15 protein-coding genes are annotated in these 15162 nt (G+C 59.0%); 12 read left to right on the forward strand and 3 right to left on the reverse strand.

The features are described from left to right. Positions 1-230 precede the first annotated feature (230 nt). From J7380_RS12750 to nqrF, 6 genes are read left to right on the forward strand one after another with little or no spacing between them, the layout of a single operon-like run. On the forward strand, positions 231-1574 hold the full coding sequence (locus J7380_RS12750) for a Na(+)-translocating NADH-quinone reductase subunit A (RefSeq protein WP_209196169.1): 1344 nt from the start codon (positions 231-233) through the stop codon (positions 1572-1574). Positions 1575-1579: 5 nt separating this feature from the next. Next, the gene (locus tag J7380_RS12755; protein ID WP_170356560.1) at positions 1580-2788 is read left to right on the forward strand and encodes an NADH:ubiquinone reductase (Na(+)-transporting) subunit B; all 1209 of its coding nucleotides are present in this window, start codon (positions 1580-1582) and stop codon (positions 2786-2788) included. Beyond that, positions 2781-3596, forward strand: a complete 816-nt coding sequence (locus J7380_RS12760) for a Na(+)-translocating NADH-quinone reductase subunit C (RefSeq protein WP_209196170.1) — start codon at positions 2781-2783, stop codon at positions 3594-3596. Before J7380_RS12755 ends, J7380_RS12760 begins: the two co-directional genes overlap by 8 nt. Continuing rightward, positions 3596-4249, forward strand: a complete 654-nt coding sequence (locus tag J7380_RS12765; RefSeq protein WP_085822202.1) for an NADH:ubiquinone reductase (Na(+)-transporting) subunit D — start codon at positions 3596-3598, stop codon at positions 4247-4249. The genes J7380_RS12760 and J7380_RS12765 overlap by 1 nt, the downstream gene beginning before the upstream one ends. Further along, a complete protein-coding gene (gene nqrE / locus J7380_RS12770; RefSeq protein ID WP_039526851.1) occupies positions 4249-4857 on the forward strand; it encodes an NADH:ubiquinone reductase (Na(+)-transporting) subunit E in 609 nt (202 codons plus the stop codon). The genes J7380_RS12765 and nqrE overlap by 1 nt, the downstream gene beginning before the upstream one ends. A gap of 10 nt (positions 4858-4867) precedes the next feature. After that, complete coding sequence (nqrF, locus tag J7380_RS12775) at positions 4868-6091, forward strand: NADH:ubiquinone reductase (Na(+)-transporting) subunit F (RefSeq protein WP_209196171.1); 1224 nt, start codon at positions 4868-4870, stop codon at positions 6089-6091. A gap of 35 nt (positions 6092-6126) precedes the next feature. On the opposite strand, the gene tviB is transcribed toward nqrF, so the two are convergent. The 3 genes from tviB to J7380_RS12790 all read right to left on the reverse strand — a co-directional run bounded on the left by tviB (position 6127) and on the right by J7380_RS12790 (position 9040). Beyond that, positions 6127-7410 carry a Vi polysaccharide biosynthesis UDP-N-acetylglucosamine C-6 dehydrogenase TviB gene (gene tviB, locus J7380_RS12780; protein WP_209196172.1) on the reverse strand — a complete coding sequence of 428 codons (1284 nt, stop codon included), beginning with the start codon at positions 7408-7410 and terminating at the stop codon, positions 6127-6129. Between the two features lie 5 nt (positions 7411-7415). Beyond that, complete coding sequence (locus tag J7380_RS12785; protein ID WP_209196173.1) at positions 7416-8429, reverse strand: GDP-mannose 4,6-dehydratase; 1014 nt, start codon at positions 8427-8429, stop codon at positions 7416-7418. Positions 8430-8515: 86 nt separating this feature from the next. Further along, a complete protein-coding gene (locus tag J7380_RS12790; protein WP_209196174.1) occupies positions 8516-9040 on the reverse strand; it encodes a CBS domain-containing protein in 525 nt (174 codons plus the stop codon). A gap of 110 nt (positions 9041-9150) precedes the next feature. Between J7380_RS12790 and J7380_RS12795 the strand changes: the two genes are divergently transcribed. The 6 genes from J7380_RS12795 to J7380_RS12820 all read left to right on the forward strand — a co-directional run bounded on the left by J7380_RS12795 (position 9151) and on the right by J7380_RS12820 (position 15156). Then, positions 9151-9336 (forward strand): hypothetical protein, encoded by a 186-nt coding sequence (locus J7380_RS12795; protein WP_209196175.1) that lies wholly within the window; start codon positions 9151-9153, stop codon positions 9334-9336. Between the two features lie 66 nt (positions 9337-9402). Beyond that, complete coding sequence (locus J7380_RS12800; protein WP_209196176.1) at positions 9403-10428, forward strand: FAD:protein FMN transferase; 1026 nt, start codon at positions 9403-9405, stop codon at positions 10426-10428. A 12-nt stretch (positions 10429-10440) separates the two neighbouring features. After that, positions 10441-10683 carry a (Na+)-NQR maturation NqrM gene (gene nqrM, locus J7380_RS12805; protein ID WP_170356551.1) on the forward strand — a complete coding sequence of 81 codons (243 nt, stop codon included), beginning with the start codon at positions 10441-10443 and terminating at the stop codon, positions 10681-10683. A gap of 65 nt (positions 10684-10748) precedes the next feature. Beyond that, positions 10749-12422 carry a sulfatase-like hydrolase/transferase gene (locus J7380_RS12810; protein WP_209196177.1) on the forward strand — a complete coding sequence of 558 codons (1674 nt, stop codon included), beginning with the start codon at positions 10749-10751 and terminating at the stop codon, positions 12420-12422. 89 nt (positions 12423-12511) lie between these two features. Continuing rightward, the gene (gene gpmI, locus J7380_RS12815) at positions 12512-14029 is read left to right on the forward strand and encodes a 2,3-bisphosphoglycerate-independent phosphoglycerate mutase (protein ID WP_209196178.1); all 1518 of its coding nucleotides are present in this window, start codon (positions 12512-12514) and stop codon (positions 14027-14029) included. Then, positions 14026-15156, forward strand: a complete 1131-nt coding sequence (locus J7380_RS12820) for a peptidoglycan DD-metalloendopeptidase family protein (protein ID WP_209196179.1) — start codon at positions 14026-14028, stop codon at positions 15154-15156. The genes gpmI and J7380_RS12820 overlap by 4 nt, the downstream gene beginning before the upstream one ends. Positions 15157-15162 lie beyond the last annotated feature (6 nt).

A 15162-nucleotide genomic window follows, 5' to 3' on the forward strand; every position in this document is an offset into this window, starting at 1 on the left:
CTGCGCAAGATGATAGGAATGTGACAATTACTTGCGACTTTGAGCGGTAACAGGTTTGCGTTTGTGAACATCCCCGCGTAAAGGGTCCATGATCGAAAATATGCCTGCGGATTTTGGACCGTTTTCGGCGCTTGTGCGACGAAGATCCCGATAAACCGTGCTATTGCAGGATTCCGAAAGGACGACGGCAGAGTTGGCGCAGACAAAGAGGCTTGGAAGACCGTAGCGACATGCAAACTTTCAAACTGAAAAAAGGGTTCGAGCTGCCGGTGCAGGGTGCGCCGGATCAGACGATTCATCCGGGACCCGAATTTTCGACCGTCGGGATTCTGGGCGGCGACTATATTGGCTTGAAGCCCAAGATGCTGGTGCAAGAGGGTGACGACGTCCAGCGCGGTACGCCCCTGTTCTGCCACAAGGATGCACCGGACGCGATGATGGTGGCCCCTATGACCGGCAAGGTCGTAGCCATTAACCGGGGCGCGCGGCGCGTGCTGCAGAGCGTGGTAATTGAGGTTTCGGACCCCAATGACACCGGCATTGATTTCTCGGGCGTGGGCAATGGCGACAGCGCGGCTGGGATCACCGAGAAACTATGCGCAGCGGGTTTGTGGACCGCGTTCCGCACCCGGCCTTATTCCAAGATGCCTGAACCCGGAAGCGCACCCGCGGCGATTTTCGTGACTGCGATGGAAAGTGAGCCTCTGGCGGGTGATGCAGCAGTGATCATCGCTGATGCAGGGGATGCGTTCGCTGCGGGTCTGGCGGCGATCGCGCACTTGACCGAAGGCAAGACCTATCTGTGCCACAAAGAGGGTGACTCGGTACCGGGTGCCGATGTGGCGGGAGTTGAAGCCGCCGCATTTGCAGGTCCGCACCCGTCGGGGCTGGCGGGGACGCATATCCATTTCCTCGAGCCGCTGTCGGGAGACAAGCAGGTCTGGACCATCGGGTATCAGGACGTCATCGCCATTGGTCGCCTGATGCAGACCGGCCATCTGGACCCCAATATCGTGATCGCTCTGACCGGTCCGGGCGCGCGACAGCCGCGCTTGATCCGAACGGTCATGGGCGCGTCGACCGACGATCTGACCCGCGACGAGGTCGACGTGGACGGGGTGCCGCGGATTATCTCGGGCTCGATCCTGTCGGGCGCGCAGGCCGAAGGCCCGACAGCCTATCTGGGGCGCTTTGCGCGGCAGGTTTCGATCATCCGTGAAGATCACGATCAACACACGATGGGTTGGATTCTTCCAATGCCCTCGAAATTCGCCGTACAGCCGGTATTGGGCTCGGCCTTTGCGAAAAAGCTGTATGCGTTCACTTCAAACCTGAATGGTGGCCGTCGTGCGATGGTGCCGACTGGCGTGTTCGAAGAGCTGATGCCGCAGGATTATCTGCCCACGCAGCTGCTGCGCGCATTGCTGGTCATGGACACGGACACGGCACAGGCGCTGGGTGCGTTGGAGCTGGATGAAGAGGATTTGGGCCTTGTAGGCTTTGCCTGTCCGGCAAAATATGAATACGGGCTGGCGCTGCGCGACTGCCTGACCAAGATTGAAAAGGAGGGCTGATCCACATGGGTTTGCGCAGCTTCTTCGATCGGATTGAGCCGAACTTTACCAAGGGCGGCAAGTATGAGAAGTATTTCCCCATCTACGAGATGGTCGAAAGCTTCATCTACACTCCGAAAACCGTCACCACCGTAGCCCCACACGCACGGTCCTACGTGGATATGAAGCGGATCATGACCTATGTCGTGATCGCCACGATCCCGTGCATCCTGTGGGGCATGTGGAATACGGGTTATCAGGCGAATTCGGCCATTGCGACGCTTGGCCCGGATGCCGCGACCGGCTGGCGGATTGCTTTGTTGCAGATGTTCGGCATCTCGCTGGATCCGTCCAGCCTGTTTGCCAATGTGCTGCACGGGTTGCTTTATTTCCTGCCGATCTACATCACGACGCTGGTCGCGGGTGGTATTTTCGAGGTGATCTTTGCCACCGTGCGCGGGCATGAGGTGAACGAGGGTTTCCTTGTCACATCGATGCTCTACACGCTGATCCTGCCCGCATCGACACCGCTGTGGCAGGTCGCTTTGGGCATCATCTTCGGCGTTGTCATCGGCAAAGAAGTATTTGGCGGCACAGGCAAGAACTTCCTCAACCCCGCATTGGTGGGGCGGGCGTTCTTGTATTTCGCCTATCCTGCGCAAATGTCGGGGGATTCGGTCTGGACCCCGGTGGATGGGTTCTCGGGCGCGACCGCGTTGGGGATCACCGCAGCCGAAGGCGTTCAGGCGCTGGCGGCCGACGGTATCACCTGGGCCAATGCGTTCTTCGGCACCATTCAGGGCAGTTTTGGCGAGACATCGACCCTGGCCTGTATGATTGGCCTGGCCTTCCTGCTGACAACGAAAATTGCCAACTACCGCCTGATCCTGGGCTGTTTGGCGGGGACCATTGGCTTTAGTCTGTTGCTGAACCTGATCGGGTCGGACACCAACCCGATGTTTGCGATGCCCTGGTACTGGCACATCGTTCTGGGCGGCTACGCCTTTGGTCTGGCCTTCATGGTGACCGAGCCGGTTTCCGCCAGCCACACCAACATGGGCCGCTATATCTACGGTGCGCTGATCGGTGTCATGGTTGTGATGATCCGCGTCATTAACCCCGCTTTCCCCGAAGGCATGATGCTGGCTATCCTCTTCGGAAACGTCTTTGCGCCGCTGATCGACTATTTCGTCGTTCAGGCCAACATCAAACGGAGGGCGCGTCGCCATGTCTGATACGCAGTCCCAAGAACCCAAGGGCGCGATTGCCAAGTTTCTGGCCGCCTCGCCGGATTCTGTCGGCAAGACGATCATCGTTGCGGTCGCTGTCTGCCTTGTGGCCTCGATGGTCGTATCTGCCGCAGCCGTCAGCCTGCGCCCGGTACAAGAAGCCAATGCGCTGAAGGACAAGCAGGTCAACGTTCTGCAAGTCGCCGGTGTCTATGAGCCGGGCGTCGACGTCTCGGAAGCGTTCGCCGCTTTTGAGCCACATGTGCTGGAGCTGTCGACTGGCGCTTTCGTCGATGATCAGTTTGATCCGACTACGTTTGATGACATTGCCGCAGCCAGTGACCCGGATCTCAGCGTTGCGCTGGATAGTGACCCTGCCGGTATTGGCCGTAAGGCGAATTACAGGGTGATCTATCTGCTGCGCGATGATGCGGGCGAGTTAGACAAGGTGATCCTGCCGCTGCATGGCTATGGCCTGTGGTCCACGCTCTATGGCTTTATCGCGCTGGAGAACAACGGCAACGATATCTTCGGTCTGCAATTCTATCAGCATGGAGAAACCCCCGGCCTTGGGGCCGAGGTGGACAACCCCCGCTGGAAAGCGCTGTGGAATGGTAAACGTCTGCGCGACGACGCGGGTGAGCTTCAGATCACCGTCGCCAAATCGCAGCCCGCCGCAGGCCCCGACTTCTATGTCGATGCGCTGGCCGGAGCCACACTGACTTCGGTCGGTGTCGATAACCTGGTGAAATTCTGGATGGGGGATGGGGGCTACGCTCCGTTCCTGGCCAAACTGCAAGCAGGAGAATTCTGATGTCTCAGACCAAGAAAGAGATGCTGGTCGACCCGCTTGTCGACAACAACCCGATCACCCTGCAGGTGCTGGGCATCTGTTCGGCGCTGGCGGTGACCTCGTCGCTGCAGGTGTCGTTCGTGATGGCGCTGGCGGTGACGTTTGTGACCTCGTTCTCGTCCTTCTTTATCTCGTGCCTGCGCAACCAGATCCCAGGCTCGATCCGGATCATCGTGCAGATGGTGATCATCGCCTCGTTGGTGATCCTGGTGGATCAGGTGCTCAAAGCCTATGCATTTGAGATTTCGAAAACCCTGTCGGTTTTTGTCGGTCTGATCATCACCAACTGTATCGTGATGGGCCGGGCCGAGGCGTTTGCGATGAAAAACCCGCCGGTTGCGTCGTTCATCGACGGTCTGGGCAACGGGATGGGCTATGGCCTGATCCTGCTGCTGGTCGGCTTCATCCGCGAGCTGTTCGGGGCCGGGTCGCTGTTTGGCGTCACCATTCTGGAGACTGTCAACAACGGTGGCTGGTACGTGCCCAACGGCATGCTGCTGCTGCCGCCGTCGGCATTCTTCATCATCGGTCTGATCATCTGGGCCTTCCGCACATGGAAGCCGAACCAGGTGGAAGAGCGTGAGTACAAAATTCAGCAGGTAGAGGCCCACTGATGGAAGGTCTGATCTCACTGGCCGTAAAGGCCATCTTTGTCGAAAACCTTGCGCTCAGCTTCTTTCTTGGGATGTGTACTTTCATCGCCGTGTCCAAGAAGATTTCGACCGCGCTGGGTCTGGGCATCTCGGTCATGGTGGTGCAAGCCATCACCGTTCCGGCCAACAACCTGCTGCTGAACTACCTGCTGAAACCGGGCGCGCTGGCTTGGGCGGGTTTCCCGGATGTGGACCTGACCTTCCTCGGCCTGATCTCTTACATCGGTGTGATCGCGGCGATGGTTCAGATCCTCGAGATGGTTTTGGATAAGTACTTCCCGCCGCTTTACAACGCGCTGGGGATTTTCCTGCCGCTGATCACGGTGAACTGCGCCATTCTGGGTGGCTCGCTGTTCATGGTGGAGCGCGACTATAACTTTGCCGAGGCGACGACTTATGGTCTGTCTTCCGGCTTTGGCTGGGCGCTGGCGATCACCGCGATGGCGGGCGTGCGCGAAAAGCTGAAATACTCGGACATTCCCGACGGCCTGCAAGGGCTTGGGATCACCTTCATCACCGCGGGTCTGATGGCGATGGCCTTCATGTCCTTCTCGGGCGTGAAACTGTAAGGAGGGGCGCATGGAAACTTTTAGCTTAGGCGTCGTTCTTTTCACCCTGATCGTGCTGGGGCTGGTGGCCATCATCATGGCTGCGCGGTCCAAGCTGGTGTCGACCGGGAACGTGAACATCACCATCAACGGGGAGAAAACTGTGTCCGTGCCCGCCGGGGGCAAGCTGCTGCAAACGCTGGCGGCCGAGAAACTGTTCGTCCCTTCGGCCTGTGGCGGCGGCGGCACCTGTGCGCAATGCCGGGTGCGGGTGCATTCGGGCGGTGGCTCGATCCTGCCAACCGAGGAAAGCCACATCACCAAACGCGAGGCCGCCTGCGGTGATCGTCTGTCCTGTCAGGTCGCGGTCAAGCAGGACATGGATATCGAAGTTCCCGAAGAGGTCTTTGGCGTCAAGAAATGGGAATGCACCGTTCGCTCGAATGAAAACGTGGCAACCTTCATCAAGGCGCTGACGCTGGACCTGCCGGAAGGCGAGGATGTGAACTTCCGCGCTGGTGGCTACATCCAGATCGAGGCCCCTGCGCACGCGTTGAAATACACCGATTTCGACGTGGAAGAGGAATATCGCGAAGATTGGGATAAGTTCAATCTGTGGCAATATGAATCCGTCGTGGCCGAACCGATCGAGCGCGCCTATTCGATGGCCAACTACCCGGACGAAAAAGGCATGATCATGCTGAACGTCCGCGTAGCCTCGCCGCCTCCGGGATCCGATGGCATCCCTCCGGGTCAGATGTCGTCCTACATCTTCAACCTGAAACCGGGTGACAAGGTCACCATCTCGGGTCCGTTTGGTGAATTCTTCGCCCGCGACACCCAAAAAGAGATGGTATTCATCGGCGGTGGCGCAGGCATGGCCCCTATGCGCAGCCATATCTTCGATCAGCTCAAGCGTTTGCAGAACCGCGATCGCAAGATCAGCTTCTGGTACGGTGCGCGGTCGAAGAAAGAGATGTTCTTTGTCGAGGATTTCGACCAACTGGCCGAAGAGTTCGACAATTTCGACTGGCATGTCGCCCTGTCGGACGCGCAGCCCGAGGATGACTGGAAAGGCTATACCGGCTTTATCCATAACGTGCTGTTCGAAGAATACCTCAAGAACCACCCGGCGCCCGAGGATTGCGAGTTCTACATGTGTGGCCCGCCGATCATGAACCAGTCGGTCATCAACATGCTGCTGGATCTGGGTGTGGACCGCGAAGACATCATGCTCGACGATTTCGGCGGGTAAGAAGAAAAAAACCGGCGCACCAGAGCGCCGGTTTTTTATAGCCGCAGGTCGCTGACCTCGGGCGGCAGGCAGGATTTAACGTCAAACAATACGCTCTGATCCTTGCCAAAGGCGCGGATATGCGCGGGGTTCATCGCCAGAAACTCCTGATGCGCAACGGCCAGAACGATACCGTCATAGGCCCCGGTTTCCGGCTGCGCGGTCAATGAAATCCCGTATTCCTCTTGCGCGGCGGCGGTATCGGCGTGGGGGTCATAAACATCAACTGTGACGCCATAATCTTGCAACTCGTCAATGATATCGACAACGCGCGTGTTGCGCAGGTCGGGGCAGTTTTCTTTGAAGGTCAGCCCCATCACCAGAACGCGGGCGGCGGCCACGTTGATCCCCTCGCGCATCATCCGCTTGACCAGTTGCGAGACCACATAGCCGCCCATACTGTCATTCAACCGCCGCCCGGCGAGAATGATCTGCGGGTGATGGCCCACGGCCTCGGCCTTGTGGGTCAGGTAATAGGGGTCGACGCCGATACAATGTCCGCCCACCAGACCGGGGCGGAAGGGGAGGAAGTTCCACTTGGTCCCCGCTGCGCGCAGCACCGCATCGGTGTCGATATCCATCCGGCCAAAGATCATCGCCAGCTCGTTCACCAGCGCGATGTTCAGGTCGCGTTGCGTGTTCTCGATCACCTTTGCGGCTTCGGCGACGCGAATGCTTTCCGCCTTGTGGGTGCCTGCCGTTATGATCCGCGCGTAAAGGGCATCCACCAGATCGGCCACCGCGGGGGTCGAGCCGGACGTAACCTTGCAGATATCCGCGATCCGATGGGTCTTGTCGCCGGGATTGATCCGCTCGGGGCTGTAGCCTGCAAAGAAATCGCGGTTGAACACCAGGCCCGAGGCGCGTTCCAGCACGGGCACACAGTCTTCCTCGGTCGCGCCGGGGTAGACGGTGGATTCGTAGATCACCAGATCACCGGGTTTCAGCACGCCTCCAACGGTTTCAGAGGCGCTGAGCAGCGGTGTTAAGTCAGGCTGCTTGCCTGCCGTGATCGGGGTGGGAACGGTGACGATATAGGTGTCGCATCCGGCGATATCTGCCGGATCGGTGGTGAAGGACAGGCCGGTTGCCGCGCGCAGGTCCTCGGGCTCGACCTCATGGGTTGCGTCCTGACCGGCGCGCAGGGCGGTGATCCGGGCTGTGTTGATGTCAAAGCCGATCACAGGGCCGATTTTGCCGAAGGCCACCGCAAGCGGCAGGCCGACATAGCCCAGTCCGATCACGGCGATCTTGCGGGCGTTGGGGTCTGTTTCAAACATCGCCGTCACTTCCCATGATAGTCGCGGAACCACGCGACGAACTGGGCAATGCCCTCTTTGAAATCGGTCTGCGGGCGGTACCCTGTCAGGGATTGCAGCAGGTCATTATCGGCCCATGTCGCAGGCACATCGCCCATCTGCATGGGCATGTAGTTGCGGATTGCCTTTTTGCCCAAGGCATCCTCGATGGCTTCGATGAAGTCCATCAGCCGCACCTTGTCGCCATTGCCGATATTCACCACCCGCCACGGCGCTGCCGGAGACAGGCTATCGCCCTCGGCAATCTGATCCGCACTGTCCGGGCGCTCGGGCGGAACGTCGATCAGCAGGCGGATACCCCGCACCAGATCCTCGACATAGGTGAAGTCGCGGTACATGTCGCCGTGGTTGTAGATGTCGATCGGGCGGTCATCCAGAATGGCGTCCACAAACTTATAGAGCGCCAGATCGGGGCGGCCCCAACTGCCGTAGACAGTGAAAAAGCGGAACATCGTCGTCGGCAGGTTCCACAGATGAGCGTAGGAATGGCCCATCGCCTCATTCGCTTTCTTGGTAGCTGCGTAGATGGTCAAGGGGGTGTCGGCCTTTTCGACCTCGGTAAACGGCATCTCTTCGTTGGCACCGTAAACGGATGAGGTGGAGGCCATCAGCAGATGCGCGACGTTGTGTTCGCGGGCAATCTCCATGACGTTGAACGTGCCCACGACGTTCGAGTTGATATAGCTGCGCGGGTCTTCCAGGCTGTAGCGAACCCCGGCTTGTGCGGCGAGGTGAACGATGACCTCGGGCTTGAAGTCATCGGCGATCTGTTTCAGGCGCTCGTGATTTTCCAGCAGGTCCTCGGTTGCGGAAAAGCCCGGATTTTGCAGCAGCATCTGGTGGCGGCGCTGTTTGAGAGTGACGTCGTAATAGTCGGTCATCCCGTCATAGCCGTGCACACGAAAGCCTTCGGCCAGCAAGAGCTTGGCCAGATGGAACCCGATGAACCCGGCCGTTCCGGTGACAAGAACCCGTTTCATGCAACCCTCTGTTTCATCGCCGTTTGATGCTGCATCAGGGATACTGTCACGGGCCCAAGGTCAAGCGGTTTTCGCACTTCAGAGCGTCAGCCGACGATCATCTGCTTCATGCGAAGGGCTTCGTATTCTAGCTCTTTCAGGCGGAAATGAACGACGTCGCCAATGGTGATAACGCCGCGCAGGGCGCCGTCGGCGAGAACCGGCATATGGCGGAACCGCCCCTCGGTCATGGTTCTCAGAACCTCGTTCAGCGGGTCATCAGGCGCGCAGGTTTTGACCTCACGCGTCATCAGATCCTCGACCGATTGGGGCAGCGTCTGACCGGGAGTGTCGGCCATGCGGCGCACGATATCGCGTTCCGACAGAATGCCTTGCAGTGCGCCGTTCTGGTCTGTCACCAGAACCGCCCCGATTTTCTTTTCCTTCAGCGTGTTCACTACGGAGTGGATCGTATCGTTCGGGCGTACCGAGAAAACCGCGTCGCCTTTGCCCTCAAGCAGTTTGGTCACTGTCGTCTGCGAGTGTGACAGGTTCGAATCGACCGACTGACTGCGCGTGCTGGTATCGGCTTTATCGCCGCGGGTCGGTGGCTGGTAAGAGCTTGGGGCCATGGGCAATCTCCTTTTCTTTTGCTATTTACCTTAGCGCAGCTAAACGACCTGTACAGGGTGCAATTGCCCGTTCCGGTGAAAACTGCCGAAAACCAAGGATATCTGACCTTTTGTCCGACCTCTCTCTGACCCCGCCTGTTGCAGCGCTGATCTTTTTCGCCGTGGTCGTCTGCGGGCACAACTTTCGTATGGCATGGAAACAGCAAGCGCCGGGGTGGCAGAAAAAGGCGTGGCTGTTTGGGGTGCCTGCCGGAATCGGTCTGCTGGTTCTGGGCTTCATACCGCTGAAACTCTGACGTTGGTTTGACTCTGATCCGGGGCGCTGGCATATGCCGGGCACGTTTTCCTAAGAGGGTGCTGTGATGCGTCTTGTCCCCGTTTTGGCTGTTGCCGCACTGGTGTCTGGCTGTCTGTTCGACAAAGAGCCAGAGGTCGTGCGCCTGTCTGGCGAAACCATGGGGACGACCTTCAACATCACCGCCATCGGCGTAGACCTGGACGAAGAGGTGCTGGCAGGTGCGGTCGATCAGACGCTGGCCGAGGTCAACGCCAAGATGTCCAACTGGGATCCGAATTCCGAGGTGTCCACCTTTTCTGCATCCGACAGCACCGATGCCGTTGCAGTATCGGACGAATTCGCGCTGGTGATAGATGCGGCAAATGACGTGCACGAGAAATCGGGCGGCACGTTTGACGTCACCCTTGGCCCGCTGATCGAGCTGTGGGGCTTTGGCCCGCGCAAACCCGAAGATCCAGTGCCATCAGATGTCGAGATTCAGGCCGCGTTAGACAGCGTCGGTCAGTCCCGGCTTTTGACGCTGGACCGCGAGGCCGGAACGTTGGCCAAATCGGATGCCGGTGTAGGCATCAACCTGTCGGCCATCGCCAAGGGTTATGGCATTGATGCGGTGGCCGAAACGCTGCGCGACGCCGGGATCGAGAATTACATGGTCGAGATCGGCGGCGATCTGGTCACTATGGGCCAGAATGACAAGAACGAGGCCTGGCGGATCGGGATTGAGAAACCTGAAACCGGCGCGCAGGCCATCCAGTTGATCGTTCAGCTTGACGATCTGGGGATGGCGACCTCGGGCGACTACAAGAACTTCTTCGAACAGGACGGCGTGCGCTATTCGCATATTATCGACCCGGTGACAGGCCGCCCGATCACGCACCGGACTACCTCGGTCACGGTGCTGGCGGAAAACGCGATGATGGCCGATGCCTGGGCCACGGCCATGTTGGCGCTGGGGCAGGAAAAAGGGCTGGACCTGGCCGAAAAGCATAAACTTGCCGTGTATTTCATCTCGCGGGATGTGACAGGGGGCGAAGATGCCTATATCACGGTTCATAGCAGCGCGTTCAAAGACGCGTTGGGCAGCAACTGACGGATACGGATCATGAGCACTTTTATTCTGGCTTTCATACTGCTGGCTCTTGTGATGGTGGGCATGTCGCTGGGCGTGATGCTGATGGGCAAGACCATCAAGGGCAGCTGTGGCGGTCTGAACGCGATCTCGGGTGCGGATAAATGCGTGGTCTGTCAGAAAGATGTCGACCCCAACAGCCCGCTGCGTGATCAGCTGCAGTGCAAGCGCGCCAAGAAGATGCTGGAACAGATGGAACGCGAAGCGCAGGTGTAAATTCCGCTTCGCCGCTGACGCGGAATTGGTTAGCCTCGGCCCCGGACGATCAAAGGGGCGCATCCGTGGCCAAAGCCAAAAACATCATGTTCATCATGTTCGACCAGCTGCGCTGGGATTACCTGAGCTGTTACGGCCACCCGCATCTTCATACGCCGAATATCGACCGCTTGGCGGCGCGGGGTGTGCGATTTGACCGGGCTTATATCCAGTCGCCCATTTGCGGCAGTTCTCGCATGTCCACCTATACCGGGCGCTATGTGCATTCGCACGGCGCCTCGTGGAACGGCATCCCGCTAAAGGTCGGCGAGATGACGATGGGTGATCATCTGCGCAGGGCCGGAATGGAGTGTTGGCTGGTCGGCAAAACCCATATGCGCGCGGATGCCGAGGGGATGGCCCGGCTGGGCCTTGAGCCTGACAGCCTGATTGGGGCCCGTGTGGCGGAATGCGGTTTTGACGTGTTCGAACGCGATGACGGGATGCTGCCCGAGGGGCCGGATGGTTATTACGATCCGGACGGCGCGAAAGAGTACAACAAGTACCTCACTGCCAAAGGCTATGACAGCGACAACCCGTGGCACGATTTTGCCAATTCCGGTCTGGATGCAGATGGCAACGTACTGTCCGGCTGGTTCCTGAAAAATTCGACCGAGCCCGCAAATATCGCCGAGGAAGACAGCGAAACCCCATATCTGACCGGGCGCGGGATCGATTTCATGGATACCCATGATGGCCCCTGGTGTTGCCATCTGAGCTTCATCAAACCCCATTGGCCCTATATCGTGCCAGAACCCTATGCCTCGATGTACGGCCCGGAGGACGTGCTACCGGTAAACCGGTCTGACGCCGAGCGTGACGACGCGCACCCCGTTCTGCGCGCTTTCATGGACACAAAAGTGGGCCAGACATTCTCGCGGCAGGATGTGCGCGAGGCGGTGATCCCGGCCTATATGGGGCTGATCAAACAGGCGGATGACCAGATGGGCCGCCTGTTCGACTGGATGGAAAAAACCGGTCGGATGGAGGACACGATGATCGTGCTGACCTCGGATCACGGCGATTTTCTGGGCGATCACTGGATGGGGGAGAAGACGTTCTTCCACGACGCTTCGACCAAAGTTCCGCTTATCATCTATGATCCATCACCCGCCGCTGACGCCACGCGCGGCACGGCCTGTGATGCGTTGGTGGAATCCATCGATCTGGCCCCGACCTTTCTGGATGTGGCGGGGGGCGCAGATGCCTCGCATATCCTCGAAGGGCATTCCCTGTTGCCGATCCTGCATGGGACACAAGCGGAAACTCCGCGGGACGTGGTGATTTGCGAATATGATTATTCGGCCTCGCCACTGGCGGAGAAACTGAATGCCTCGATCCGCGATGCGGTGATGTTCATGGTCGCCGACAAGAAGTGGAAACTGATCCATTGCGAGGGCGGCCATCGTCCTTTGCTGTTTGATCTGGAAAACGATCCGCTGGAATTGACCGATCTGGGCGACAGCGCCGACCACGCCGACATCATCGCGCAGATGTATGACCATCTGTTTGCGTGGACCCGCAGGCAGTCTCAGCGCACCACCCGGTCGGAACAGCAGCTGATCGAGATGCGCACCAAAAGCCGGGGCAGGGGGGTTGTTGTCGGCATCTATGATGAAAACGACATGCCGCTGGAGTTGACGGTGAAATACCGGGGCCGCAAAGCGCGCCCGTATCGGGATATTGTCGGCAAGGATTAAATTCATCGGGTCTGCGCCAAAAGGCGGTTCACCCGGCGCAGGCCAAGGGGTAAAAGGTCACACAAGAGCAGCAATCCCGGAGAGTCCGAATGACCGCCCCCAAACCCGTCGTCCTGTGCATTCTTGATGGTTGGGGTCTGTCCGAGGACACCCAGGCCAACGCCCCCTATCTGGCGCAGACCCCGACATTTGACGCGATCATGGCGCAGGGGCCGCACGCGCAGCTGATCACACACGGGCCTGACGTGGGTCTGCCTAGCGGCCAGATGGGCAATTCCGAGGTCGGCCATACCAATATTGGCGCAGGCCGCGTGGTTGCGATGGATCTGGGGCAGATTGATCTGGCAATCGAGGATGGGTCATTTTTTGACAACGCGGCCCCTCAGGATTTCATCGCCAACGTTAAGGCGGCGAATGGAACCGCGCATTTGATGGGTTTGGTCTCGGACGGGGGGGTGCATGGGCACCTGAACCACATCGTAGCGGCGGCCAAGGCGATCACAGATGCGGGCGTGCCCGTGGCGCTTCACGCGGTGACCGATGGCAGGGACGTGGCGCCCAAATCGGCTTTCACATATATCACCGAGCTGGAAGAACGTCTGCCCAAAGGCGCACGCCTCGTCACCGTCAGCGGGCGCTATTTTGCGATGGACCGCGACAATCGGTGGGAGCGTGTCAGCGAAGCCTATGCTGCAATGATCAACGGGCAGGGGCGGGCGGCAAGCACGGCGCATGGCGCCATCAACCATGCCTACAATCAGTCGGAAACCGATGAATTCATCGTGCCAACGGTGCTGAACGGGTTCGACAGGGTAAAGGATGGCGACGGTTTCTTCTGCCTGAACTTCCGCGCCGACCGCGCCCGCGAAATCCTACGCGCGATTGGCGAGCCGGATTTTGCCGATTTCGATACCGGGCCACGTCCGCATCTGTCGGCCTTGCTGGGGATGGTGGAATATTCAGACGGCCACAACGCCTATATGACCACCGTCTTCCCCAAGCGGGATATCGTGAATACGCTGGGTGAATGGGTGGCCAAACAGGGTTTGCGTCAGTTCCGTTTGGCTGAGACCGAGAAATACCCCCATGTCACCTTCTTCCTCAACGGTGGCAAGGAAACCCCCGAGGTGGGCGAAGACCGCTATATGCCCAAGTCGCCCAAAGTGGCGACCTATGATTTGCAGCCCGAGATGTCCTCGACCGAGGTGACGGCCAAGTTCGTCGAGGCGATTGAAGAGGGCTATGACCTGATCGTCACCAACTATGCCAACCCCGACATGGTAGGTCATACCGGCGATCTGCAGGCGGCGATCAAGGCGTGTGAGGCGGTGGATCAGGGGCTGGCGCAGGTCATCGAGGCGCTGAACAAGGCTGGGGGTGCGATGATCGTGACCGCCGACCACGGCAACTGTGAGATGATGGTCGACCCCGAAACCGGCGGACCGCACACGGCGCATACGCTGAATCCGGTGCCCGTGGCCCTGGTTGGTGGCCCTGAGGGTGCGGCTTTGCGCGACGGACGTCTGTCCGATTTGGCCCCCACTTTGCTAGACCTGATGGGGCTGAACCAACCGCCGGAAATGACTGGGCAGAGCCTGCTGTCATGAGGCTACGTGCGGCTCTTGCTTTTGTCATTCTTGGATCACCCGTTTACGCGCAGACAGATCCTGCTACGGCGGCCTTGAATGCAGCCCGGCAACTGGAGCAAGCGTCAATCACCCTAACCGAGGCAGACAGCGCCCGTGACAGAGTGCGCGCCCTTACAGCAACCATTCAGGCCTATGAGGCTGGATTGACGGCCATGCGCGACGGGCTTCGACAAGCGGCAACACGTGAAGCGCAACTGTCCGCCGCGCTGCGGGCGCGCGAAAAGGACGTCGCGCAGCTGCTTGGTGTTTTACAAACCATAGAAACAACAAGCCCGCCCGTTTTGATGCTGCACCCGTCCGGTCCGCTCGGGTCGGCGCGCGCGGGTATGATGCTGTCCGAGGTCACACCCGGCCTGAACGCCCGCGCGCAGTCGCTTGCGAGAGACCTGCAAGAAGTACAAACACTACGTTTACTGCAGCAAAATGCATCCGAGACACTGGTCGAGGGGTTGGCTGGCGTACAAACCGCGCGCACCCGTTTAAGCGAAGCCATCGCTGACCGTACCGACTTGCCCCGCCGCTTTGTCGAAGACCCGATCCGGACTGCGATCCTGATCTCGTCCACAGAAACTCTGGACGGGTTCGCCAGCGGGTTGTCTCAGATTTCCGAGGGTGAGATTGCAGCCACAAACGCGGATGTTTCTGATAAGAAAGGGCAGATACAGCTGCCAACTCAGGGTGTCATTCTGCATCACGCGGACGAAACAGATGCTGCGGGTGTAACACGTCCCGGTATTGTTCTTGCAACGCGGCCTCGGGCAATTGTTACATCCCCGACAGCGGCAACGATCCGATACCGTGGACCACTGCTGAATCTAGGGAATCTGGTAATTCTCGAACCTCAACCTGGGCTTTTGTTCGTGTTTTCGGGCCTGCAGGAGGTTTACGGTGAGACCGGACAGGTCATCCCCGAAGGCTCTCCGGTGGGGTTAATGCCGGGTGAGACGCCAGAAATCGGCGCTATTTTGTCAACAAGCGGTGATGGCACTGGAACTGACCGGTCAGAAACGCTCTATATAGAGGTAAGACAGGATAATAGCCCCGTGGACCCGGAATCGTGGTTTCGGACCGACAAGGATGGATAAACGAGT

The organism is Ruegeria sp. R8_1, assembly GCF_017743815.1.
Taxonomy (GTDB): domain Bacteria; phylum Pseudomonadota; class Alphaproteobacteria; order Rhodobacterales; family Rhodobacteraceae; genus Ruegeria; species Ruegeria lacuscaerulensis_A.

Coding starts and splice junctions, on each gene's coding strand:
- J7380_RS12790 (WP_209196174.1), bottom strand. CDS start 9,040: ATGGCCCCAAGCTCTTACCAGCCACCGACCCGCGGCGATAAAGCCGAT.
- nqrF (WP_209196171.1), top strand. CDS start 4,868: ATGGAAACTTTTAGCTTAGGCGTCGTTCTTTTCACCCTGATCGTGCTG.
- J7380_RS12785 (WP_209196173.1), bottom strand. CDS start 8,429: ATGAAACGGGTTCTTGTCACCGGAACGGCCGGGTTCATCGGGTTCCAT.
- J7380_RS12820 (WP_209196179.1), top strand. CDS start 14,026: ATGAGGCTACGTGCGGCTCTTGCTTTTGTCATTCTTGGATCACCCGTT.
- J7380_RS12760 (WP_209196170.1), top strand. CDS start 2,781: ATGTCTGATACGCAGTCCCAAGAACCCAAGGGCGCGATTGCCAAGTTT.
- nqrM (WP_170356551.1), top strand. CDS start 10,441: ATGAGCACTTTTATTCTGGCTTTCATACTGCTGGCTCTTGTGATGGTG.
- J7380_RS12755 (WP_170356560.1), top strand. CDS start 1,580: ATGGGTTTGCGCAGCTTCTTCGATCGGATTGAGCCGAACTTTACCAAG.
- J7380_RS12750 (WP_209196169.1), top strand. CDS start 231: ATGCAAACTTTCAAACTGAAAAAAGGGTTCGAGCTGCCGGTGCAGGGT.
- tviB (WP_209196172.1), bottom strand. CDS start 7,410: ATGTTTGAAACAGACCCCAACGCCCGCAAGATCGCCGTGATCGGACTG.
- J7380_RS12800 (WP_209196176.1), top strand. CDS start 9,403: ATGCGTCTTGTCCCCGTTTTGGCTGTTGCCGCACTGGTGTCTGGCTGT.
- gpmI (WP_209196178.1), top strand. CDS start 12,512: ATGACCGCCCCCAAACCCGTCGTCCTGTGCATTCTTGATGGTTGGGGT.
- nqrE (WP_039526851.1), top strand. CDS start 4,249: ATGGAAGGTCTGATCTCACTGGCCGTAAAGGCCATCTTTGTCGAAAAC.
- J7380_RS12765 (WP_085822202.1), top strand. CDS start 3,596: ATGTCTCAGACCAAGAAAGAGATGCTGGTCGACCCGCTTGTCGACAAC.